We start from the raw sequence: 22,518 nt of genomic DNA on the forward strand, positions 1-22,518 counted from the left end.
TCAGCGGCGCCTGCCGTGCGCGAAGAACACCCGGCGCACCTCGCGTTCGGAGCGGGGCGGCACCGGGTCGGGCCAGCGCCCGAAGTCGGCGCCCTCCTCCCCCGGCTGGACCGCCCGCACGTCGAAGCCGTACGCGTCGAAGAGGGCCTCCGGCTCGTCGGTGCCGAACAGCCAGGGGCAGCCCCAGCCGGCGAACACCTCCAGCAGTCCCCGCATGCTCGGCAGGGTGAGGGCGGCGGCGTTGACGACGTCCGCGGCGATACGGCTGCCGGGGGCGCAGACGGCGGAGACCTGCTCCAGGATGCGGTGCACGTCCGGTTCCGGGATGTAGTAGAGGAGCCCTTCGAGGAGCCAGGTCGAGGGGACCGTCGGGTCGTAGCCCGCGTCCTGGAGGCGGTCGGGCCAGTCGGGGTCGGTGAGGTCGACGGCGACCTTGTGGTGGCGGACGCGGGGCTCGGCGTCGCCCAGGCGGTCGTCCTTGTAGGCGAGGACGGAGGGCCGGTCGACCTCGAACCAGCGCACCCGGTCGGGCCAGGCAAGGCGGTGGGCGCGCGAGTCCATGCCGGCCGGGGCCAGCACGATCTGGGTGGTCAGCGGGTCCCGGGCGGCGTCCTGGAGGTAGTCGTCGAAGAACCGGGTGCGGATCGCGTTGTAGTCGGGGGTGCTGGGCAGTGTCCGCCGCCGGTGCGGCGGGAAGGTGGCCTCGACGACCTCGGCGAGCAGGTCGGGGCCGATGTCCCCGGCGAGCCGGGCCGCGTAGGGGTCGGTGTACAGGCGGTCCGGCCGCCTGGTCTCGGCGGCCCGCAGCGCGGCGGTGAGCAGCGCGGTCCGTTCCACGGCGTCCAGTTGTGCGGTCATGGGGTGCCTCTCTCTTCTGTCGGGGGCTAGGGGCTGTCGTCAAACTCCCGTCGTCGCCCGGAGGGCGGCCCCGCGGCGGGAGTTTGACGACAGCCCCTAGGCGGGGGTGCGGCCGGTGAGGCGGGACCACTGGTCGGGGGCCTGGCGGAACAGGCGGTCCTTGACCTGAGTGGGGCGGATGCCGCTGTCGACGCGGTCCTGCCAGTCGCGCTGGAACGCCTCCGGGTCCAGGAGCAGCAGCTCCGGCGCGGCGAGCCGTCCGTCCGCGCGGGCCGCGCGGTAACCGGGCGACTCACGGCCCAGGGCCTGGTCGAGGAGGCCGGTGAAGCGCTCGGACTCCTCCCGGCTCCACGGGGTGAGCGGGGCCACGGCGAACGCGTAGGCGGGCCGCGCGGCGGTGGTCACCCGGCAGGCGGCGTTGCGCAGTTCGAGGCCGGTCGCCGCCAGGGCGGCGGACAGCGCCCGGATCACCTGGGCGTCGCGCAGCCGTTCCCCGGCGTGGTCGGAGCGCACCCCGCGGCCGGTGTACTCCAGGCGGGGCACACCGCCCTGGTGGTCGACGACGCGGACGACGTCGCCGACGGCGTACCGGTACAGGCCGCCGACGTGGCTGAAGACGACGTGGTAGTCGCGGCCCGCCTCCAGCTCGTGCGGGCGCAGGGTGGGGGTGTCCGCGGTGAGGTCGGCGTCGGCGTCGGCGAACTCGTACACGGAGGCGGTCACCACCAGGCTGCCCGCGGTGGGGTGGCGGTCCAGCGGGACGGCGACCGGTCCCTCCGAGGCGGCGACCGGGGCGGGCAGGGCGGTGACGTGGGTGCCGAACTCCTCGCGCAGTCGCGGCAGATACAGCGACGCGACGGCAGTGGTCCAGCAGAACAGGGCGCGCATCCGGGGCCAGACGTGGGCGGGGCGGACCGTGCCGTGGCGGTCGGCGAGCTGCTCGAGTTCGGCCGCGCGGGCGGGGTTCGGGGAGCCGTGGGGCAGCCCGCCGAGGGTGCCGTCGTGGATCTCCTTGAGGATGCGCGGCCACCACAGGCGCAGCTGGTACGGGAGGGCGGCGACCATCGCCGGGTTGATCCCGATCACGCACCGCACGTCGTGCTCCACGGCCAGGCGCAGCCGCAGGTACATCTTCTCCGTGTGGTCGCCGGCCGCGACGGGGACGGGCAGGGTCGCCCAGGGGGCGCCGGTGCCGGGTTCCGCCGAGAGGGGTTCGCCGAAGGTCTCGCCGAAGTCGACCTGGCTGGCGCCGACATGGGGGCGCCCGGAGGCGGTGGTGGGCGGGGCGGCGACGGGGTCGTGCTTGAGGTTGAGGACGGCGGCCGGGTGCGCGAGGACGTCCGGGAAGTGCTCGATCAGGGGCGCCCAGGCGGCGTAGTAGAAGGGGAAGAAGGTGGTGCGCATGAAGCGGGGCGTGACGGGGATCTTCTTGTGCGCGCCGGTGCTGCCGCTGCTGGTGAAGAAGACCGCGGGGCGGTCGGCGGTCAGGACGTCCGGCTCTCCGGCGGCGGCCCGCTCGATGTACGGCTCGAGGTCCGCGTACGTCTGGAGCGGTACGGCCCTGCGGTAGTCGTCGAGGGTGCGGATACGGTCGAAGCCGTGCCGTCTTCCGTACGCGGTGCGGGAGTTGAACTCCAGCAGGTCGGTGAGGACGCGGCGCTGGTGGGTGTCGGGGTCGGTGAACGCGTCGCGCAGGCGCCGCCGTTCGGTGAGGACGCGGTCGCGGTAGCGGCGCAGCCGGTCGGGGTCCGTCCATGCGTCAGCCAAACTCACGGGTGAGCACCTCTCGTATCGCCGCCACGGTGTCCTCCGGGCGGTCCTGTTCTGCGATCACGGTGCGGGGAAGGTGCTGGATCTCGCCGAGCAGGCTCTTGGCGAGGTCGTTCTGGTAGCGGCGGAAGCCGTCCCACTCCGGGTGGGGGCCGTAGTGCTCCAGGAGGTTCAGATCGGCGCCCTGCCGACAACGTTGCCAGGCGGTTTCCGGCGTGACGTCGAGGTAGACGACCCGGAGTGGCTGGGGGAAGGTCCGCCACCAGGCGAACAGCGGGCCGTCGGGCGCGCCGGCGAGCAGGCACTTGGCCAGCAGCTTGTAGTAGTAGGAGTCGATCAGCACGGGCGTGTCCGGGTCGGCGCGCAGCAGCTGGTCGCGCAGGTGGACCGCGCCGGCCTGCACCAGCGTGGCGAACAGCTCCGGTGACCAGGCTTCCCGGTGGGCGGCCACGTCCTGGACGGCGTGCCGGCGCAGCCGGCCGATGAGGGCGTGCTCGGGGGCGAGGAAGGCGTCGTCGACGGAGAGCGTCCGCCACCGGGGTGGGGTGCGGGAGAGGTGGCCGAGCGCCGACGACTTGCCCGCGTAGTCCGGTCCGAGCAGGACGCAGAACGGCGCGTGTGCGGTGCCGGACGCGTCCGTCCGCCGCTGCGGCTGCTGCCGCTGCGCCTGCCACTGCGCCTGGTCAGTCGGCTGGTCCGTCGGCTGGTCCGTCTGGACGGCCATCGTTGATCCCCCTGGTACGGCGTCGGTTGCCTGCGACTCGGGATCATGCAAACAGAGGCCGGGAATGCGGGGTTCTCGGTGGCGTAACTCGGCGGTCACCAGGGGCGGTCGGGGCGGCGGGGGCGGGTGGGAAGACAGCGGTGGCCGCCCCGTGAGTCGGGGCGGCCACCGGGGACCCGTGGCGCGGTCAGGTTGTCACTCGGCGCCGGCCTGGAGGCGGGCGGTGATGGTGGCGAGGCGCTCACCCTGGTAGCGGGCGGCGGCGAGGGTCGCCTCGGACGGGGCGTCGGCGCCCGCGTGGGAGGTGCCGTACGGGTTGCCGCCCGCCGGGTAGACGACCTGGTCCGCGTAGCCGGGGGCGACGATCAGCGAACCCCAGTGGTGGAACGTGTTGTACAGGGCGAGCGTCGTCGACTCGTTGCCGCCGTGGGTGTTGAAGGCGCTGGTGAAGCCCGTGGCGGGCTTGTTGGCCATGACGCCCTGCTGCCACAGGCCGCCGGAGGTGTCGATGAACTGCTTCAGCTGGGCGGCGATGTTGCCGAAGCGGGTCGGCGAGCCGAGGGCGTAGGCGTCGGCCCAGGACAGGTCGTCGAGCGTGGCGACCTCGATGCCCTTGGTGGCCTCGACGTGCTCGCGCCAGGCCGGGTTGGCGTCGATGGCGGAGTCCGGGGCCAGCTCCGGCACCCGGCGCAACCGGACCTCGGCGCCGGCCTTCTCCGCACCCTCGGCGACCGCCGTGGCGAGCTTGTGGACGTTGCCGGTGGAGGAGTAGTAGATGACCGCGACCTTGGCACTCACGATGAGGCCCCTTCCAAGCAGAGATCGTTAAGAGCGAAACAGACTGCTGCGAACGAAGCGGATCGGTATCCGCTTCGCCGTACCTCGAGTAAAACGGATACTGATCCGGTTTACAAGCGATCCAGTCGAGGAAAACGGATAGCTATCCGCTAACCTCGGACCATGACCCCCGAACTCCCCGTCATCGGCCAGACACCGCCGGAGCGGTCGGACGCCGCCCGCAACCGCCGGAGGATCCTGGACGCCGCGGCGCGCCTGGTGGCCGAGGAGGGCCCACAGGCCGTGACCATGAACGCCGTCGCCCACGCCGCCGGCATGGGCGTCGGCACCGTCTACCGCCGCTTCGGCGACGTCAGCCGGCTCCTGTTCGCCCTGCTCGACGACGGAGAGCAGCGCTTCCAGGAAGCGTTCATGACCGGACCCCCTCCGCTCGGCCCCGGCGCCCCGCCCGACGAGCGGCTGCGCGCGTTCCTGCACGCGGTCGCCGACCGGATCGTCGAGCAACTGACGATCATGCGCGCGGCCGAGACCGCGTCACCGAAAGCCCGTTACTCCAGCGGGGCCTACCTCACCATGCACACCCACGTGGCCATGCTGGTGAGGCAGTTGAGGCCGAAGGAGGACCCGACGGTCCTGGCGCACCTGCTGCTCGCGCCGTTCGTGCCGAGCCTGTTCGAACACCTCACGATCGAACGGGGCCTGACACCGGACCAGGTCAAGGCCGGAATCGATGGCCTGCTCGCACTCTAGCCGCGTACGGGCCGCCGAAAAGGGCCCCGAGAAGCACCGGTGCCCGGCCGATTACCGGCGGGTTGCCGCGGCGGCGCGCCACGGTTCTCCGGCGGTGGCGCCCGATGAACGATCCAGTTACCCGGCCGCGGCTAGCGTCAAAACCGCTTCCTGATCGATCGTCTCGCGCCGGGCGCGAGCACCAGTTCAAGGGGGAAACGCGTGGGACTGGCGGAACGACATCAGCACATCCGCTTGCTCGGCCGTCTGGTGTCCGAATGCTCAACGGGCCGTGGCCGCGCCGTGGTTCTGCACGGCACGGGCCCGAACGGGAAGACCGAGCTGCTCGACCACACCATCGGGCAGGCCGAGCAGCTCGGCTTCCAGGTGCTGCGGGCCGTGGGCGCGCGGCCCGAGCGGGCCCTGCCGCTCGGGATCATGGCCCAGCTCGTGCAGGGCGCCGCACTGCCCGGGGACCTGGGCCGGCAGGCCGGCACCTGGCTCGAACGGGCCACCGAGGGGCCGGTCGTGGACACCGTGCCCGGCACCGAGGCGGTGCAGCTCTTCGACCGCCTGTGCCGCACCTTCCTCGAACTCGCCGCGCGCGCACCGCTGTTGCTCGCGGTGGACGACGTGCACCACGCCGACGCGGCCAGCCTGCACTGCCTGCTGCACCTGATCCGCCGCATCGGTGCGCTCCCGGTGTACGTCGTGCTCGCCGACGACACCGCGACCTCCACCGAACTCCCCTTTTTCCGCGGCGAGTTGCAGCGACAGCCGTATGTGACCCGGCTGGCCGTGGAGCCGCTCACCCCCGCCGGGGTGCGCGAACTGGTCGCCGAGCGGCTGGGCGCCGAACGGGCGCCGGCGCTGGCACCCGACTTCCACCGGCTGACCGGCGGCAACACCCTGCTGCTCAGCAGCCTGATCGAGGACTTCACCGCCAGCGGCGGCATCCGGGCACAAGGATACGGCGCCGCGTTCGCCGGGCATCTGGAGCGCGGCGACGCCGCCCCGCTCGCCGTGGTCCGCGCGCTCGCCGTCCTCGGGCCCGAGCGCAGCCCGGCCGAGGTCGCCGAACTCGCCGGGGTGTCCGAGGCCGAGGTGGGCACGGTACTGGCCACGCTGAACGGCTCGGGGCTGCTCGCGGAGGGGGACTTCCGCGCGCCGGCCGCGCGGATCGCCGTACTGGAGGCGCTCGGGCACACCGAGCGGGACCGGCTGCACCTGGCCGCCGCACGGCTGCTGCACCAGCGCGGCGGGCCGGTCTCCCGGGTGGCCGCACACCTGGTCGAGACCCAGTCCGCGCCCGGCGACTGGGCCGTCCAGGCGCTGCGCGAGGCGGCCGAACGCGCGCTCGTCGCCGATCAGCGCGCAACCGCCATCGCCTGTCTGGAACTCGCCCACCGGGCCTGCGCCGACGAGGGCGAGCGGCCCGCGATCCTCGCCCGGCTGCTGCACGCCGAATGGCTGGGCAGCCCGGCCGGGGCCGCCCGGCACCTGAGCGCGCTCGGCGCGGCCGCCGGGTCCGGACGGCTGGAGCGGCCGGAGCGGCTCGCGCTGGTGCAGCGGCTGCTGTGGCACGGCCGCGCCGACGAGGCCGGCCGGGTCCTGCAACGGCTGCGCGCCACGGCCCGCGCACCGCAGCCCGGCCAGCGCACGGACCTGCTCGACCTGGAGCACTGGCTCGCCTGGAACCATCCCGAACTCGCCATGGACAACCGGCCGCAGGCCACCGCCACGACCGCGCCGTTCCTCGGGGCGCCGACCCGCTCCGGTCCGCTGCTGCACGTCACCGGAGTGCTCGCGGACGCCCTGACCCGGGGCCGGCCGCAGCGCGTGACCGACCTCGCCGAACTGGTCCTCGGGGATCTGCCGCGGACCCGGGCCGGCGAGTGGAGCGCGGAGGCCATGCTCACCGCGCTCACGGTGCTCACCGCGGCGGACCGGCCCGGCGACACGCTCGCCTGGTGCGAACGGCTGGTCGCCGAGGACGTCCACCTGCTGCCGGTGACCACACGCGCCCTGATCGCGGCGGCCCGGGCGGAGGCCGCGCTGCGGCTGGGCGAACTGGCCGGGGCGCTGGAGCAGGCGCGGCTCGCGTTCGTGCTGCTGCCGGCGAAGGCGTGGGGCACCGCGGTCGGGCTGCCGCTCGGCAGCCTGCTGCTGGCCGCCGCCCGCACCGGCGACTTCGAGGAGGTCGCGCGGCAGCTCACCCAGTCGGTGCCGGACGCGATGCTCACCAGCCGCTACGGCGTCACCTACCTGTACGCCCGGGGGCACTGCCGCCTGGCCACCGGCCACAGCCACGCGGCCCTCGCCGACTTCATGGCCTGCGGCGAGCGGATGCGGGCCTGGGGCCTGGACGGGCCGGGCCTGCCCGCCTGGCGCACCGGCGCGGCGGAGGCCTGGCTGCGGCTGGGCAACACCGACCAGGCGAAGAAGCTCGCCTACGACCAGCTCGGCCGGCCCGACGCGTCCCGGCCGCACACCCGGGGGCTGGCGCTGCGCATGATGGCGGCGGTCAGCCCGGTCAAGCGCATGCCGGCCCTCCTCAACGAGGCGCTCGACCTCTTCGAGGAGTGCGGCGACCAGTACGAGCAGGCCCGGGTGCTGGCCGATCTCAGCCGCGCCCAGTTCGAGGCCGGGGACAGCCGCCGGGCCCGGATGCTGTTCCGCCGGGCCCGTCACATGGCGCAGCTGTGCTGGGCGGAGCCGCTGTGCGAGGAACTGCTTTCCGCCCCCGAGGCACTGGGCGGCGAGTCTCCCGCCAGGGAGGCGGGCGCCGGCGCCGGACTCACCGACGCGGAGCGCCGGGTCGCGGCGCTGGCGGTACGCGGCTACACCAACCGCGAGATCGCCCTCAAGCTGTACGTCACCCCGAGCACCGTCGAGCAGCACCTCACCCGGACGTACCGCAAGCTCGGCATCAAACGCCGCAAGGACCTGCCGGCCGGACTGGGCGTGGAGACGGGGAGCGGGACGGCGGCGTGAGCGTGACGGGGGGTGGGGGCGGAGCCGGGTGACGGGGGCCGGGGCACGACAGCAGGGGCCCGGGGCGGCGCGGCGGGAGCCGGGGGCGCTGAAGCGCCGCCAGGGGGCTCCGCCACCGGGCCCCGGATCCTGCGTCCGCCCGCCGGCCGCCCGGCTCGGGCGGGCAGGGGTGGCGGCGGGGCCGGCCTGCCCGGGGCTCAGGGCGGGGTGTGCGTCAGGGCCGCTGCGCAGTCCGGGCCGGGAGGGAGTGCTCCCGTCAGGGAGAACAGGAAGTGGCGGTGGGGCCGGCCTGCCCGGGGACACCACGGGCGGGGCCCGGGGACACCACGGCGGCTGAGAGCCGGGAGCACCACAGCGAGGGTCCCTTCAAGGGGTTCCGTCCCTGAACGCCGCCAGGGGCTCCGCCGCCGGGCCCCCAGGTCCTGCGTCCGCCCGCCGCCCGCCCGGCTCGGGTGGGCGGGGGGTGGCGGCGGGGCCGGTCTGCCCGGGGCTCAGGGCGGGGCGTGCGTCAGGGCCGCTGTGCCGTTCGGGCCAGGAGGAGTGCTCCCGTCAGGGAGGACAGGCCCCCCAGGCGCGCCGCGTGGATCTCGGGTGCCGGAGCGCCGGGGCGGGCCAGGGCGGCCGTGTGGGTGGCCACCCTCGCCACGTAGCCGGGGATGCCCGCGGCGAAGCCGCCGCCCACCACGACGCGCCGGGGGTGGACCAGTTCGGCCAGCGAGACCGCCGCCGCGGCCAGGGCCGCGCAGCTCTCGTCGACGGCGGCCGCGGCCCACTCCTCGCCCGCCGTGAACGCGTCCCGCAACTCCGCGAACTCCACGGAGGCGCCCCGGAGTCGAGCGGCCCGGGTCAGGGTGGCGGGGCCCGAGGCGACCGCCTGCACGCAGCCGCGCCGCCCGCAGGCGCACCGCTCCCCCGAGCGGTCCACGACGATGTGCCCCACCTCGCAGGAGCCCCGGCCGACGCCCGGCACCAGCCGGCCGTCCAGCACGATGCCTCCGCCGACACCGGTGCCGACGCCGAGGTAGACCAGGTCCCGGCAGCCCGCCGCGTCGGCCTCCGCGAGGGCGCCGAGGTCGCCGTCGTCGGCGCAGCTGACCCGCGCGCCGGGCAGCAGTCCCGCCAGCTCGGCCCGCAGGTCGACCCCTTGCCAGAACGGCCGCCCCGGCCAGGCCACGACCCGGCCCTCCGCGTCCAGCGTCGCCGGCATCGCCACCCCGACCGCCTCGACGGCCCCGGCGCCGGCCGGCACCAGCCTCCGGGTGTGGGCGGCGAGCGCGGCCAGGTCGGCGTCCACGCTGCGCTCCTCGGGCCAGCGGAAGACGGTCTGGGCGTGCTCGCCCGAGGGGGCCAGCGCACGCAGAGCGACCTTCGTGCCGCCGACGTCCATTCCGAGGTGAGTCATGACGTCCCTTCTCGTGGGAGGGTGAATTTCTTTTCACGGAGGTCGTGAGGATCGCACGGAATTCCCCTGCCGCCTCCGGACCGGCGATCCGGATGTTCTTCCGGGGGCTGACAGGGGGGTGTTCCCGGGAAGTCCCTCCCGGAGGTCTCGGATACGTTCCCCGGCGGGATGTTCCACACGTTCCACCCACGCCGAATACCGGATCGGGAAGTCGGAGGAGTCATGTCCTTGCAGCAATGGCGTACGGAAAGTCCCGCCGCGGCGGGCGAAACGGTGCTGCGGATATTCGCGGGGAACGCCGACCACCACCCGTCCGACCCCCTGGCCCCCTTACGGGCCGCCCTGGTGAGGTCGGTCGAGGTCGTGGCCGCCGCCGCGGCCGGGCACGTCCCGCCCGTCTCGGACGTGCGGGAGGGCTCCACCTCAGGCGTGCGGGAGGGCTCCGCCTCAGGGGTGCGGGAGGGCTCGGTGGACGGCCGGCGGTGGTGATCCGCCTGCCCGTCCCGGTCCGTGGGCCCTCATGGGAAGCCGTGGTGGGGTCGGTCGAGGCCGTGGCCGCCGCCGGGGAGCGGGTGCACCGCGCCGGCGGCGGTGGCGGCGGAGGAGGGGCGGATGGGTGAGGGGCCGTGGGCCGTCCCCTCGCGGGTCACTGGGCGGTGAGCAGCGCGTCGCGGACCAGGGTGGTGATCGCCTCCTGGTGGTCGGCCGGGAAGAAGTGTCCGCCGGGGAAGACGTGCAGGTCGGTGCCGGCCGGGGCGTGCCGGGACCAGGCGGCGGCGCTGTCGACGGAGACCCTCGGGTCGCTGTCGCCGACGAGCACCGTCACCGGGCAGCCCACCGTGGCGCCGGGCGCGCAGCGGTAGGTCTCGACCGCGCGGTAGTCGCCGCGGACCACCGGCAGCATCAGCTGCTGCAACTCCTCGTCCTCGAACAGCAGCGGGTCCGTGCCGCTCAGCGTGCGCAGCTCGGCGAGGACACCGGCGTCGTCGAGCCGGTGCACCAGATGGTCCCGGTCCAGCGAGGGCGCCGGCCGGCCCGAGGCGAAGAACCTGAGCGGTGCCAGCCCCCGGGCCTCGAGACGTCGTACGGTCTCGAAGCCCACGGTGGCCCCCATGCTGTGGCCGAAGACGGCGAACGGGCGGTCCAGGTAGGGGATCAGGGCCTCGGTGATCGCGTCCGCGAGGTCGTGGACGTCGGTGATCACCTCCTCGCGCCGGCGGTCCTGGCGGCCCGGGTACTGCACCGGCAGGACCTCGACGTCCGGCGACAGGGCCGCCGAGAACGGCCGGTACCAGGTGGCGGCCCCGCCGGCGTGCGGCAGGGCGACCAGCCGGACGGCGGTGTCCGACGCCCGATGGTAACGCCGTATCCACGTGTCGTGGTCGACTTCGGTCTGGTTCACAGGGGTTCACCTCGGGGGACGCGGTCAGCGGATCTGCGGGGTCAGTTCCAGCAGGGCGCGGGCGGCGAGACGGTAGCCGAGGGCCCCCATCCCGACGACCACGCCGTCGGCGATCGGCGCGATCACCGACTCGTGGCGGAACTGCTCGCGGGCCCAGACGTTCGACAGGTGCACCTCGATCCACGGCTTGGGGTAGTTCGCGAGGGCGTCGCGCAGCCCCCAGCCGTTGATCATGAGGGCACCGGGGTTCACGATGGCGCCCGCGGTGTAGTAGTGCTCCTGGATCGAGCGGATGAGCTCGCCCTCGGAGTCGCGCTGCACCGAGACGACGTCCCAGCCGCGCTCGGCGACCTCCTTCTCGATGGCCTTCTCGATGTCGAACAGGGTTTCCGTGCCGTAGATCTCGGGCTCGCGGCGCCCGAGGATGCCCAGGTTGGGCCCGTTCAGCAGGAGTATCGCGGTCACGATCCCCGCCTTTCTGTCTCGGAGCTTTCGGTCTCGGAGGATGCGGAAACTTGTAGCATCGAATTGAATGAGCCGGAAATGCCAGGGGGATGCGCGGCGCGGGACAGGGGCGGTTCTGGGGGGCCGGTAGGGGATGCGAAACCTCGCCATTGCCGGTGTAGCGTGCTAGCGGCGGTGTGAATACCTCGGCCCTTCCGGTCATGTTTTCCCGCCGGGCCCGATGAATTCCGGGCCGTCTTCGACGACCCTCTCCCCGAAAAGGAATGGTTGCGCATGTCTGACCGTAAGCCGCTCGAAATCCCGGTGTGGCCCCAGTACGGGGACGAAGAGCGTCAGGGCCTGGTCCGGGCGCTGGAGCAGGGCCAGTGGTGGCGCATGGGCGGCAGCGAGGTCGCCACGTTCGAGCGGGAGTTCGCCGAGTTCCACGGCGCCGAGTACGCGCTCGCCGTCACCAACGGCACCCACGCCCTCGAACTCGCCCTCCAGGTCCTCGGGATCGGGCCGGGCGCCGAGGTGATCGTGCCCGCCTTCACCTTCATCTCCTCCTCCCAGGCGGCCCAGCGGCTCGGCGCCGTCGCCGTCCCGGTCGACGTCGACCCCGAGACGTACTGCCTGGACCCCGCGGCCACCGAGGCGGCGATCACCGGGCGGACCCGGGCGATCATGCCGGTGCACATGGCCGGCCACTTCCCGGACATGGACGCCCTGGAGAAGATCTCCGCCGTCCACGGGATACCGCTGATCCAGGACGCCGCGCACGGACAGGGCGGCCGGTGGCAGGACCGCGGTTACGGCGACCTGGGCTCCGTCGCCGCGTTCAGCTTCCAGAACGGCAAGCTGATGACGGCCGGCGAGGGCGGGCTGGTCCTCTTCCCCGACCGTGAGCTGTACGAGGAGGCGTTCCTGCGCCACTCCTGCGGCCGCCCCGCCACCGACCGCCGGTACCTGCACCGGACGTCCGGGTCCAACTTCCGGATGAACGAGTTCTCCGCGGCGGTGCTGCGCGCCCAGCTGAAGCGCTACCCCGAGCAGCTCGCCACCCGCGAGGAGCGGGCCCCGCTGCTCAGCTCGCTGCTCGCCGAGATCCCCGGTGTCGTACCGCAGAAGCACGACCCGCGGGTCACCTCGCACCCGCACTACATGGCGATGTTCCGGATGCCGGGGCTCACCGAGGAGCGGCGCAACGCGCTGGTCGACGAGCTGGTCGCGGCCGGGCTGCCGGCGTTCATCGCCTTCCGCGCCATCTACCGCTCCGACGGGTTCTGGGAGACCGGGGCGCCCGAGGAGACCGTGGAGCAGATCGCGGCCCGCTGCCCGAACTCCGAGGCGATCAACAACGACGCGATCTGGCTGCACCACCGCACGCTGCTCGCCTCCGAGGAGCAGATCCACCGGATCGCCGAGACCGTCGCCGACGTCGTCTCCTCCTCCCTGGCCTCGGCATGAGCGCTTCGGGCTCCGTCTCGTGGGCGCGGCCGCCGGTGCGGGTGGCGGTGGTGGGGCTCGGCTGGGCGGCCAAATCGATCTGGCTGCCGCGGCTGCACGCCCACCCGGCCTTCACGGTCAGCTCCGTCGTCGATCCCGACCCGGCCGCCTGCGCCGGCGCCGTCCAGTCCCTCACCGAGACCCATCTCCTGTCGAGCGTCGACGAGCTGACGTCCCGTCACGCCGACCTCGCGGTCGTCGCGGTGCCCAACCATCTGCACGCCGACATCGCCTGCCGGCTGCTCACCAACGGCATCCCGGTGTTCGTGGAGAAACCGGTCTGCCTCGACTCCGACGAGGCACGGCGGCTGATGGTCGCCGAGAGCGCGGGCGGGGCGGTGCTGCTCGCGGGCTCGGCGGCCCGCCACCGCGCCGACGTCCTCGCGCTGGGCGACCTGGTGCGGGGGCTCGGCCGGATCCGTCACGTCGAGCTGTCCTGGGTGCGGGCCCGTGGCATCCCGGACGCGGGCGGCTGGTTCACCCGGCGCAGTCTCTCCGGCGGCGGGGCCCTGGTCGACCTCGGCTGGCACCTCCTCGACACGGTCGCGCCGCTGCTCGGCGAGGTCGGGTTCGAGCAGGCGCTGGCGACGGTCTCCGACGACTTCGTGCGCAGCGCGGCGGCGCGGGCGTCGTGGCGGGACGCCTCGCCGGACGCCTCGTCGGGGGCCTCGTCGGACGCCTCGTCGGCGGCCGGGGCGGGGGCCGTGGCGGAGGCGGAGGCGGGGGGTCGGGCGGTCGGCTCGGTGGGTGGCGCGGTGCGTGGCGCCGCGGGTGGCGCGGCCGGTGGTCAGGTGGACGGTGATGTCGAGGACACGGTGCGGGGGTTCATCGTCGCCGACGGCGGTGTGTCGGTGTCCCTGCGGGCCGGCTGGGCCTCGCACGAACCGCGGGACGTCACCCTGATCCGGGTCGACGGCAGCGCGGGCACCGCCACGCTGCGCTGCACCTTCGGGTTCAGCCCGAACCGGGTGGACTCCGAGCTCACGCTCACCAGGGACGGCGAGGTCAGCGCCGTGCCGTTCCCACAGGAACCGGTGGGCGCCGAGTACATGCGCCAGCTCGACCGCATCCCCGGCATGCTCGCCGACCCGGCGAGCCGTGGCCGGGCGGCCGCCGAGACGCTCCGCACCATCCAGGTGATCGAGCGCCTGTACGACTCCGCTCGCGCGGCCCGGACCACGGGCGCCGCGGGACCCCGCAACCGGACGGGCGGGCAGGCGATCCCTGCCCCGACTCTCGCTTGAGGACAGTTCCATGACACTTGAGGACAGTTCCATGACCCAGAACACCGACATGACCGTGGGCGACATGTCCGTCGCCGACATGTCCGTCGCCGACATGACCGTCGACGGGCTCGCCGACTGGCGTGAACGCAGCGTGCGCGCGGTGGTCTTCGACCTCGACGGCGTCCTCGTGGACAGCTTCGCCGTGATGCGGCACGCGTTCACCGTGGCGTACCGGGAGGTCGTCGGCGACGGTCCGGTGCCCTTCGAGGAGTACAACCGGCACCAGGGGCGGTACTTTCCCGACATCATGCGGATCATGGGACTGCCTCCGGCCATGGAGGAGCCCTTCGTCCGTGAGAGTTATCGCCGCTCCCACGAGGTGCGGCTGTTCGACGGAGTGGTGGAGCTGCTGCGGGAGCTGCGGGCGCGGGGCGTCCGTACGGCGGTGGCCACCGGCAAGAGCGGGCCGCGGGCCCGGGCGCTGCTGTCCCAGCTCGGGGTGTTCGACCTCTTCGACGAGATCATCGGCTCGGACGAGGTGGCCCGCCCCAAGCCCGCCCCGGACATCGTGCGGCGTGCCCTGTCACTGCTGGCGGTCGAGCCTCACGAGGCCGTGATGGTCGGTGACGCGGTGACCGATCTGCGCAGCGCGCGGGGGGCGGGGGTGGCGGCGGTCGCGGCGGTCTGGGCGGACGTCGACGAGGCGGAGCTGCTGGCCGCGGGGCCGGATGCGGTGCTGTCGTCCCCGGGGGCTCTGCTGCGGCTTCTCGGCAGCGCGACGCCTGCGGTGTAGCTCGGCTCGGCTCGGCTTGGCTTAGCTCGGCTCGGCTCGGCTCGGCTTGGCTTAGCTCGGCTCGGCTCGGCTTAGCTCGGCTTGGTTTGCTGACTCGGCTTGGCTTGAGTTGACTTGGCGGACTGTGGTCCCGGCTCCCTTCGGGGGTCGGGACCTTCGGCGTTCGCCTGCGGGTGGTGCCGGCGGGCGTTCGCCTGCGGGTGGTGCCGGCGGGCGTTCGCCTGCGGGTGGTGGGTGGGTCGGGGTCGTGGCGGTGCGGCGAGCCCGTCGCCGGTTGGGCGTACTGCTGCCTGTTGGTGTCAGTGGAACTTGGCTGTGCAGCGCTGAGCGACGGGCTGCGCCGCACCGCCACGACCCACTCCCGCCGTCGGGCGGGTGCGGGTCCATTCGGGCGGTGCCATGGCGGGTGCCGGTCCAAATCGGGGGGTGGGGTGGCGGGTGCCGGTCCATTCGGGGGGGTGCGGTGGCGGGTGCCGGTCCAATCGGGGGGCGCGGTGGCGGTCGGGGGTGGGCGCGGTCGGTTTTGGGTGGGCAGGTGGAGGAGCCCCGTCCCTGGGGGGACGGGGCTCCTTGGGGTGGTGGGGTCAGAGGGGGCGGCGGGGCATTGCTTCCAGGGTGTGGAGGACTGTGGACTCCGGCACGTTCTGGACCAGTTCGGGACCCTGGGGGCCGTCCAGGACGAAGGCCAGGCCGGTGGTGGCCTTCTTGTCCAGGCGCATCAGGGCGGTCAGGTCCGCCGGGGTGGGGCCGGGGGGCAGGGCGGTGGGGAGGCCGTAGCCGGAGACCACCTCCAGGTGCTGGGCGACCCGCGTCTCGTCGATGCGGCCGAGCGCGGCGGCGAGGCGGGCCGCGAAGACCGTGCCGATCGCCACCGCCTCCCCGTGCTTCAGGGCGAAGTCCGTGGCGATCTCCAGCGCGTGGCCCAGTGTGTGGCCGTAGTTGAGCAGGTGGCGCGGGCCGCTGTCGCGTTCGTCGGCCATCACCACCGCCGCCTTCATCGCCACGCTCGCCGCGATCTGCTCGTGGAGCGGGAGGTGGCGGATGTCGCCGGTGCCGATGAACGCGGCTCGGGCCAGCTCGCCGTAGCCGTTGACCAGTTCACGTTCGGGGAGTGTGGAGAGGTAGTCCGTGTCGCACAGGACCGCCTTCGGCTGCCAGTAGGTGCCGACGAGGTTCTTGCCCTCGGGCAGGTTCACGGCCGTCTTGCCGCCGATGCTGGCGTCGACCTGGGCGAGCAGCGAGGTCGGCAGGTGGATGACGGGCACCCCCCGGTGGAACAGGGCGGCGGCGAGGCCCACGGTGTCGGTGGTGGTGCCGCCGCCGCAGCTGACCACCGCGTCGTGCCGGGTGAGCCCGAACCGGGCGAAGGCACGGCAGAGTTCGTCCACGGAGGCGAGGTTCTTGTCGGTCTCCCCGTCCCGTGCCTCGATCAGGCGGTACGGGACGCCCGGGTCCGGCACCCACTCCTCGGGGCGTGCGGAGACGACCACCACCCGGCGGGCGCCGGTCTGTTCGACGATGCCGGGCAGCAGGCGTCGTACGCCGGGGCCGATGTGGACGGTGTACGAGCGGTCGCCCAGGTTCACGGTGACGCTGCGCCGTTGGTCCGGGGGCGCGGATGTCAGGGCCACGTGGCCTCCCTTTCGGTGATGTCGGGGTTCATGGGGGGGATGTCCGCTCACGCGCTCTGCAGTACCGGCCCGCCCGGCACCAGCGTCGACTCGGGCGCGCCGCGTACCGCCAGCGCGGCCAGGGCCTCGGTCCGGCCGGGGACGCCCAGGCGCCGGTGGGTGAGGTGGAGGTGCTCGAACAGCAGGTACCGGCCGGGGTGCGCGCCCTCGGCGTCGTCGGCGGTGAGGGCGGTGAGCTCGGCCAGGTAGGCCTGCCAGGCCTCGGCCACGGCGGCGTCCATGGTGAGCAGTTCGGACGCCTCGATCAGCTCCTCGCCCCGCTCGGCGACCCGGCGGCCGAGGGCGAGCCGCTGCCCGGCGTCGAGCGGGGCGGCCCAGTGCTGCCAGCACAGGAACAGGAAGGCGGAGCGGTCGTCGGCGGGCAGCAGACCGGCCGCGTGGCGCAGGTGCAGCACGGCGAGGGCGAGCCGGTCCGCCGCGGTGAGTCCGCCGGAGCGGGCCATCGCGAGCGCCAGTTCGCTGGAGCGGGTGGACAGGCCGTCGGTGGGCGCCGGGGTCCGCTCCTCGGTGCGGTGCAGCAGCCGGCCTCCGGTGCGGCCGGCCTCCTCGAGGAGCTGCGTGAGGATGTCCCGGACCGCCGGGTCGCCTGCGTCGATCCACAGTTCGGTGCCCGGGGTGCCGTCCCGGAACGGATGGAAGAACCAGTGACCGTCCGGCTCGCCACGGACCGCGGCCAGTGCCGCGGCGACTCCCTCCGGCAGCCGGGGCGCCGAAGCGGCCTCCGTGTCGGCCCAGGCCTGTCCCGGCAGCCTGCAGAACAGCCAGTTGTGCGTCATCGCGGATCCCCTCGGAATAGCGTCGCTATTCTCCGTCGGTTACGGTTGCGTTTCCTTTTCGGCCCGGTACTCTCCCTTTCGGAAGCGGGCCGCGACCGAGCGTAGGACGCCGGTCATCCGGCTTCCATCGAGCGGTCGCCGTCGGCCCACGAACCCGCTGAATGAGGGTGGTTGTAGGGGGGCGGGCTGGGGGGTGCGGCCACCTCGCACCGGACAAGACTGAGCTTTCGAGCGCGTACTCGTGTCTTTTCCGAACAAGGGGTGTCCGTCATGCTGCGCACGGAACTGATAAAGCCGTTGCCCGAACTGCTGAAATCACATGCGAATTCCTTCGGGAAGAAGACGGCATTCAGTGACGAGCGGCGGAGTGTCACGTACGCCGAACTGGAGCGGCGCACGGCCCGGCTGGCCGGGCATCTGGCCGGACTGCGGCTCCAGCCGGGCGACCGGGCCGCCATTCTGCTCGGCAACCGCGTGGAGACCGTCGAGAGCTACCTCGCCATCGTGCGGGCGGGCGCCATCGGGGTGCCGATCAATCCCCGTTCCACGGACGCCGAGTTGGACTATCTGCTGCGGGACAGCGGCGCCCGGGTGCTGATCACGGACGCGGCCCACCTGGACCAGGTGCGCACGCTGCTCGCCGACGGGCTCGCCCTGCGGATCGTGGTCGTGGGCCCCGACGGCGCGGGGGCGCCGGCGGGCGCCGTGTCGTACGAGCGGCTGGCCACCACCGAACCGGCCGAGCCCGCCCGGGACGACCTCGGCCTCGACGACGTGGCCTGGATCCTGTACACCTCGGGCACCACCGGCCGGCCGAAGGGCGTGCGTTCCACCCAGCGCAACTGCCTGTGGTCGGTGGCCGCGTGCTACGTGCCGGTGCCGGGCCTGAGCGCCGCGGACCGGGTGCTGTGGCCGCTGCCGCTGTTCCACAGCCTGTCGCACATCTTCTGCGTGCTCGCCGTGACCTCGGTGGGCGCCTCCGCCCGCATCGTCGACGGTTTCTCGGCGGAGGAGATCCTCAAGGGCCTCCAGGAGGACGGCACCACGTTCCTCGGCGGGGTGCCGACGATGTACCACTACCTGGTCCAGGCGGCCCGGGAGCGGGGCTTCCGCGCGCCCACGCTGCGGATGTGCCTGGTCGGCGGCGCGATCACCACGGCGTCGCTGCGGCAGGCGTTCGAGGAGTCCTTCGGGGCACCGCTGCTCGACGCGTACGGCTCGACCGAGACCTGCGGCTCGATCACGATCAACTGGCCCACCGGCGCCCGCGTCGAGGGCTCCTGCGGGCTGCCGGTGCCCGGCCTCAACGTGCGGCTCGTCGACCCGGAGAGCGGTGCCGAGGTCGGCACCGACGAGGAGGGCGAGGTGTGGGTGAGCGGGCCGAACGTGATGGCCGGCTACCACAACAAGCCGGAGGAGACCGCGGCCGCGCTGGTGGACGGCTGGTACCGCACCGGTGACCTGGCCCGCCGGGACAGCGCCGGGTACTTCACCGTCACCGGACGCATCAAGGAACTGATCATCCGCGGTGGCGAGAACATCCACCCGGGCGAGGTGGAGCAGGTGCTGCGGGAGGTGCCGGGCGTCGCGGACTGCGCGGTCGTCGGCAAGCCGCACGACGTGCTCGGCGAGGTCCCGGTCGCCTTCCTGGTGCCCGGCCCCGAGGGCATCGACCCGGAGCTGGTCTTCGAGACGTGCCGGGAGCGGCTGGCGTACTTCAAGGTGCCCGAGGAGCTGTACGAGATCGAGCAGGTGCCGCGCACCCAGTCCGGGAAGATCACCCGGCACGCGCTGCTGGCCCGCCCCGGGCGGCTGCGCGCGGCGGGCAGCGGCCGCTTCGAGGCGCTGCTGCGCTGCGACTGGGTGCCGTTGTCCGAGCGTGCGCGGCCGGCCGAGGCGCCGGTGGCCGGGCCGTGGGCGGTGGTCGGCACGGATCCCGCTGCCTTCGGCGCGCCGGGCGGGCAGGCCGTCGGGTACGCCGACATGCCGGCCCTTCTCGCGGCCGTCGCCTCCGGTACGGCGGCCCCGGAGGTCACCGTCCTGGCCGTGGACGGGCTCGTCGCCGAGGCCACGGCGGGTTCCGCGCGCCCCGACGGCGCGGCCGTGGAGCGTGCCGTACGGGCGGTCGCCGCCGCCGTCGAGCCGTGGCTCGCCGACGCGGGCCGGACCGGCGGCCGGCTGGTGGTGACGACCCGCCGGGCCGTGTCCACCGGCGGTGACACCGAGGCGCCCGACCTGGCGCACGCCGCGGTCCGCGGCTGTCTGGAGGCGCTGCGGCCGGCCCACCCCGGGCGGATCGTGCTCGTCGACGTCGACGGGCGTACGGGTCCGGGCGCGGTGGCGGCCGGGCTGCGCACGGCGCTCGCCTCGGGCGAGGACCGGTTCGCGGTGCGCGACGGCGTGCTGCTCGGGGCCCGGCTCGCCCGGGTGTCGGCGGCGGTGGACGAGGTGCCGCGCCCGCTCGTGGACCCGCAGCGCACCGTCGTGGTCACCGGTGTCGCCGGGCCCCGGGGCGCGGCGGCGGCGCGCCATCTGGTGGCGGCGCACCGCGCCCGGCACCTGCTGCTGCTCGGCGCCCAGGGCGAGGGCGACCCGGCCGCGGAGGCGCTGCGCGCCGAACTCGCCGGGCAGGGCGCCCAGGTGGCCCTGCGCGCCTGTGACCTCACGGACCGCGAGGCCCTCGCGGACGTCCTGGCGGGCGTGGAGCGTCCGGTGGGGACGGTGGTGCATGCCCCGGATCCCGACGACGCCTGGTCCGCCGGTCCGCTGCGGGCCGCCGCGGACGCGGCGCTCCACCTGCACGAGCTGACCCGCGCGGCCGAACCGGTGGCGTTCGTCCTGTTCTCCTCCGCCGACGGCCTGCTCGGCATCGCCGCCGACCCGGCGCAGGCCGCGGCCGACGCGTTCGTCCAGGCCCTGGCCCAGCACCGGGCCGCCCGCGGCCTGCCCGCGCGCGCCCTGGCCTGGGGTCCCTGGCGGCAGCGCGGCGAACGGGCCGCGCCCGACGCGCTGCCGGCCGGTGTCGGCACCCTGCCGTCGCACACCGGGCTCGCCATGTTCGACGCGGCCCACCTCGCCTCCGCCACCTGCCTGTTCCCGGTGCAGCTGGACACCGCCACGCTGCACGCGGACGCCGTACCCGCGCTCTTCGACGATCTCGTCGACACCGCGCCGCGCGGCGGCGAGGCCGACGACGCGCGCGCCGCGGCCCTGCGCGGACGCCTGGACGCGCTGCCGGACGAGGGCGGGGTGCGCATGCTGCTGGAGCTGGTGCGTACGGAGGCGGCCCGCACCGCCGAGCTGGACGGACCGGGCGCGGTCGGCTCGCGGCGCGCCTTCAAGGCGCTGGGCTTCACCTCCGTACAGGCCGTGGAACTGCGCAACCGGCTCACCGAGGCGACCGGTCTGCCGCTGCCCGCGACCCTCGCCTTCGACCACCCGACCCCCGAGGCGGTCGCCCGGCACCTGCGCTCGCTGCTGCTGCGCGCCGCGCCCGCCGACACCGTCACCGCGGCGGTGCGCGCCGCCCACGACGACGAGCCGGTCGCCATCGTGGCGATGGGCTGCCGGCTCCCGGGCGGGGTGACCTCTCCGCAGGAGCTGTGGCGGCTGGTCGAGGAGGGCGTGGACGCCGTCTCGGCGTTCCCGGACGACCGCGGCTGGAACCTGGCCGAGCTGTACGACCCGGATCCCTCCCGGACCGGCACGTCCTACGTCCGTGAGGGCGGGTTCCTCTACGACGCGGGCGAGTTCGACGCGGACTTCTTCGGCATCTCGCCGCGCGAGGCGCTGGCCACGGACCCGCAGCAGCGGATCCTGCTGGAGACGGCGTGGGAGACCTTCGAGCGGGCCGGGATCGATCCGGTGTCCCTGCGCGGCAGCGACGTCGGCGTGTTCGCCGGGGTGATGTACCACGACTACGGCTCGAACCTGCCCCGCACGCCCGAGGGGCTGGAGGGGCAGATCGGCATCGGCACGGCGGGCAGCGTCGTCTCCGGCCGGATCTCGTACACCCTGGGCCTGGAGGGCCCGGCGGTCACCGTCGACACGGCGTGCTCGTCGTCGCTGGTGGCCCTGCACCTGGCGGCGCAGGCGGTGCGCGGCGGCGAGTGCTCGATGGCGCTCGCGGGCGGTGTGGCGGTCATGGCGACACCGACGTCGTTCGTGGAGTTCTCCCGCCAGCAGGGGCTGGCGACCGACGGCCGCTGCAAGGCCTTCGCGGCGGCCGCGGACGGCACCGGCTGGTCGGAGGGCGTCGGTCTGGTCCTGCTGGAGCGGCTGTCGGACGCCCGCCGCAACGGGCACCAGGTGCTCGCGGTGATCCGCGGCAGCGCCGTCAACCAGGACGGCGCCTCCAACGGTCTCACCGCGCCCAGCGGGCCGGCCCAGCAGCGGGTCATCCGCCAGGCCCTGGCCAACGCCGGTCTGTCCCCCGCGGATGTCGACGCCGTCGAGGCGCACGGCACCGGCACCCGCCTCGGCGACCCGATCGAGGCGCAGGCGCTGCTCGCCACCTACGGGCAGGGCCGCCCCGAGGACCGGCCGCTGTGGCTGGGTTCGCTGAAGTCGAACATCGGCCACGCGCAGTCCGCCGCGGGCGTCGCCGGTGTCATCAAGATGGTGGAGGCCCTCCACCACGGTGTCCTGCCCCGGACGCTGCACGTCGACGAGCCGACCCCGCACGTCGACTGGTCGGCGGGCGCCGTCGAGCTGCTCACCGAGGCCCGCCCCTGGCCGGAGACCGGCCGCCCCCGCCGGGCGGGCGTCTCCTCCTTCGGCGTCAGCGGCACCAACGCCCACGTCGTCATCGAGGAACCGCCGGCCGTGGCAGCGGCCCCGGAGCACACCGACGTCCCCGAACTGCCGGTCACCGCGTGGACGGTGTCCGCCGGGTCGGCGGAGGCGCTGCCCGCGCAGGCGGCCCGGCTGTCGGCCTTCCTGACGGACCGTCCCGAGCTGGGCGCCCGGGAGGTCGGGTACGCGCTGGCCACCAGCCGCGCCCACCTGGAGCACCGGGCCGTGGTGACGGCCACCGACCGGGACGGTGCCCTCGCCGGACTGCGCGCCCTCGCCCAGGGCGGGACCGGCCCGACGACGGTCACCGACCGCCCGTCGGACGGCGCGCTGGCGGTGCTGTTCACCGGTCAGGGCGCGCAGCGCGCCGGGATGGGGCGTGAACTGTACGACGCGTTCCCGGTGTTCGCCGACGCCTACGACACCGTGTGCGCCGCACTCGACCAGCACCTGGACCGGCCGCTCGCCGACGTCATCGCCTCCGGCGACGAACTCGACGACACCGGCTGGACCCAACCCGCCCTCTTCGCCGTCGAAGTCGCCCTCTACCACCTGTTCCACTCCTGGGGCATCACCCCCGACTACGTCGCCGGACACTCCGTCGGCGAGAT

General features: G+C 74.1%; 16 protein-coding genes. 7 read left to right on the forward strand and 9 right to left on the reverse strand.

The genetic code is table 11. From position 1 onward, the window contains the following. The 4 genes from ACF1A1_RS36920 to wrbA form a co-directional block, all read right to left on the reverse strand. Window positions 1–858, reverse strand: coding sequence for a class I SAM-dependent methyltransferase (locus tag ACF1A1_RS36920; RefSeq protein WP_392006226.1), 858 nt, complete (start codon window positions 856–858; stop codon window positions 1–3). Between the two features lie 96 nt (window positions 859–954). Then, window positions 955–2,631, reverse strand: coding sequence for a GH3 auxin-responsive promoter family protein (locus ACF1A1_RS36925; protein ID WP_392006228.1), 1,677 nt, complete (start codon window positions 2,629–2,631; stop codon window positions 955–957). Then, window positions 2,618–3,352 carry a hypothetical protein gene (locus ACF1A1_RS36930; RefSeq protein WP_392006230.1) on the reverse strand — a complete coding sequence of 245 codons (735 nt, stop codon included), beginning with the start codon at window positions 3,350–3,352 and terminating at the stop codon, window positions 2,618–2,620. The genes ACF1A1_RS36925 and ACF1A1_RS36930 overlap by 14 nt, the downstream gene beginning before the upstream one ends. A gap of 195 nt (window positions 3,353–3,547) precedes the next feature. Beyond that, window positions 3,548–4,150 carry an NAD(P)H:quinone oxidoreductase gene (gene wrbA, locus ACF1A1_RS36935; RefSeq protein WP_392006232.1) on the reverse strand — a complete coding sequence of 201 codons (603 nt, stop codon included), beginning with the start codon at window positions 4,148–4,150 and terminating at the stop codon, window positions 3,548–3,550. Window positions 4,151–4,312: 162 nt separating this feature from the next. Between wrbA and ACF1A1_RS36940 the strand changes: the two genes are divergently transcribed. Then, window positions 4,313–4,900, forward strand: coding sequence for a TetR/AcrR family transcriptional regulator (locus ACF1A1_RS36940; RefSeq protein ID WP_392006234.1), 588 nt, complete (start codon window positions 4,313–4,315; stop codon window positions 4,898–4,900). Window positions 4,901–5,101: 201 nt separating this feature from the next. Then, on the forward strand, window positions 5,102–7,873 hold the full coding sequence (locus tag ACF1A1_RS36945) for an AAA family ATPase (RefSeq protein WP_392006236.1): 2,772 nt from the start codon (window positions 5,102–5,104) through the stop codon (window positions 7,871–7,873). Between the two features lie 508 nt (window positions 7,874–8,381). Here ACF1A1_RS36945 and ACF1A1_RS36950 read toward each other — a convergent pair. Next, window positions 8,382–9,275: an ROK family protein gene (locus tag ACF1A1_RS36950; RefSeq protein WP_392006238.1), complete on the reverse strand. Its 894-nt coding sequence runs from the start codon at window positions 9,273–9,275 to the stop codon at window positions 8,382–8,384. Between the two features lie 222 nt (window positions 9,276–9,497). On the opposite strand from ACF1A1_RS36950, the gene ACF1A1_RS36955 reads away from it, so the two are divergent. After that, the gene (locus tag ACF1A1_RS36955) at window positions 9,498–9,764 is read left to right on the forward strand and encodes a hypothetical protein (RefSeq protein WP_392006240.1); all 267 of its coding nucleotides are present in this window, start codon (window positions 9,498–9,500) and stop codon (window positions 9,762–9,764) included. Window positions 9,765–9,921: 157 nt separating this feature from the next. On the opposite strand, the gene ACF1A1_RS36960 is transcribed toward ACF1A1_RS36955, so the two are convergent. Both ACF1A1_RS36960 and ACF1A1_RS36965 read right to left on the reverse strand, forming a co-directional pair. Continuing rightward, window positions 9,922–10,677: a thioesterase II family protein gene (locus tag ACF1A1_RS36960; protein WP_392006242.1), complete on the reverse strand. Its 756-nt coding sequence runs from the start codon at window positions 10,675–10,677 to the stop codon at window positions 9,922–9,924. A 24-nt stretch (window positions 10,678–10,701) separates the two neighbouring features. Then, window positions 10,702–11,142, reverse strand: coding sequence for a type II 3-dehydroquinate dehydratase (locus tag ACF1A1_RS36965; RefSeq protein WP_392006244.1), 441 nt, complete (start codon window positions 11,140–11,142; stop codon window positions 10,702–10,704). A 273-nt stretch (window positions 11,143–11,415) separates the two neighbouring features. On the opposite strand from ACF1A1_RS36965, the gene ACF1A1_RS36970 reads away from it, so the two are divergent. The 3 genes from ACF1A1_RS36970 to ACF1A1_RS36980 all read left to right on the forward strand — a co-directional run bounded on the left by ACF1A1_RS36970 (window position 11,416) and on the right by ACF1A1_RS36980 (window position 14,646). After that, window positions 11,416–12,588 carry a DegT/DnrJ/EryC1/StrS family aminotransferase gene (locus tag ACF1A1_RS36970; RefSeq protein ID WP_392006245.1) on the forward strand — a complete coding sequence of 391 codons (1,173 nt, stop codon included), beginning with the start codon at window positions 11,416–11,418 and terminating at the stop codon, window positions 12,586–12,588. Then, entirely contained in the window at window positions 12,585–13,871 is a 1,287-nt protein-coding gene (locus tag ACF1A1_RS36975; RefSeq protein ID WP_392006247.1) for a Gfo/Idh/MocA family protein, read from the forward strand. The genes ACF1A1_RS36970 and ACF1A1_RS36975 overlap by 4 nt, the downstream gene beginning before the upstream one ends. 94 nt (window positions 13,872–13,965) lie before the next feature. Then, entirely contained in the window at window positions 13,966–14,646 is a 681-nt protein-coding gene (locus tag ACF1A1_RS36980) for an HAD-IA family hydrolase (RefSeq protein WP_392006257.1), read from the forward strand. Between the two features lie 584 nt (window positions 14,647–15,230). Here the strand turns inward: ACF1A1_RS36980 and ACF1A1_RS36985 are convergent. Beyond that, window positions 15,231–16,277, reverse strand: coding sequence for a 3-dehydroquinate synthase family protein (locus ACF1A1_RS36985; RefSeq protein WP_392006250.1), 1,047 nt, complete (start codon window positions 16,275–16,277; stop codon window positions 15,231–15,233). A gap of 47 nt (window positions 16,278–16,324) precedes the next feature. Beyond that, window positions 16,325–17,113 (reverse strand): hypothetical protein, encoded by a 789-nt coding sequence (locus ACF1A1_RS36990; protein ID WP_392006251.1) that lies wholly within the window; start codon window positions 17,111–17,113, stop codon window positions 16,325–16,327. A 270-nt stretch (window positions 17,114–17,383) separates the two neighbouring features. Between ACF1A1_RS36990 and ACF1A1_RS36995 the strand changes: the two genes are divergently transcribed. Further along, a partial coding sequence (locus tag ACF1A1_RS36995; protein WP_392006253.1) for a beta-ketoacyl synthase N-terminal-like domain-containing protein occupies window positions 17,384–22,518 on the forward strand: 5,135 nt, incomplete at its 3' end.

Source organism: Streptomyces sp. NPDC014995, from assembly GCF_043080745.1.
GTDB lineage: Bacteria > Actinomycetota > Actinomycetes > Streptomycetales > Streptomycetaceae > Streptomyces.

Coding starts and splice junctions, on each gene's coding strand:
- ACF1A1_RS36955 (WP_392006240.1), top strand. CDS start 9,498: ATGTCCTTGCAGCAATGGCGTACGGAAAGTCCCGCCGCGGCGGGCGAA.
- ACF1A1_RS36940 (WP_392006234.1), top strand. CDS start 4,313: ATGACCCCCGAACTCCCCGTCATCGGCCAGACACCGCCGGAGCGGTCG.
- ACF1A1_RS36975 (WP_392006247.1), top strand. CDS start 12,585: ATGAGCGCTTCGGGCTCCGTCTCGTGGGCGCGGCCGCCGGTGCGGGTG.
- ACF1A1_RS36930 (WP_392006230.1), bottom strand. CDS start 3,352: ATGGCCGTCCAGACGGACCAGCCGACGGACCAGCCGACTGACCAGGCG.
- ACF1A1_RS36920 (WP_392006226.1), bottom strand. CDS start 858: ATGACCGCACAACTGGACGCCGTGGAACGGACCGCGCTGCTCACCGCC.
- ACF1A1_RS36970 (WP_392006245.1), top strand. CDS start 11,416: ATGTCTGACCGTAAGCCGCTCGAAATCCCGGTGTGGCCCCAGTACGGG.
- ACF1A1_RS36990 (WP_392006251.1), bottom strand. CDS start 17,113: ATGACGCACAACTGGCTGTTCTGCAGGCTGCCGGGACAGGCCTGGGCC.
- ACF1A1_RS36980 (WP_392006257.1), top strand. CDS start 13,966: ATGACCGTCGACGGGCTCGCCGACTGGCGTGAACGCAGCGTGCGCGCG.
- ACF1A1_RS36950 (WP_392006238.1), bottom strand. CDS start 9,275: ATGACTCACCTCGGAATGGACGTCGGCGGCACGAAGGTCGCTCTGCGT.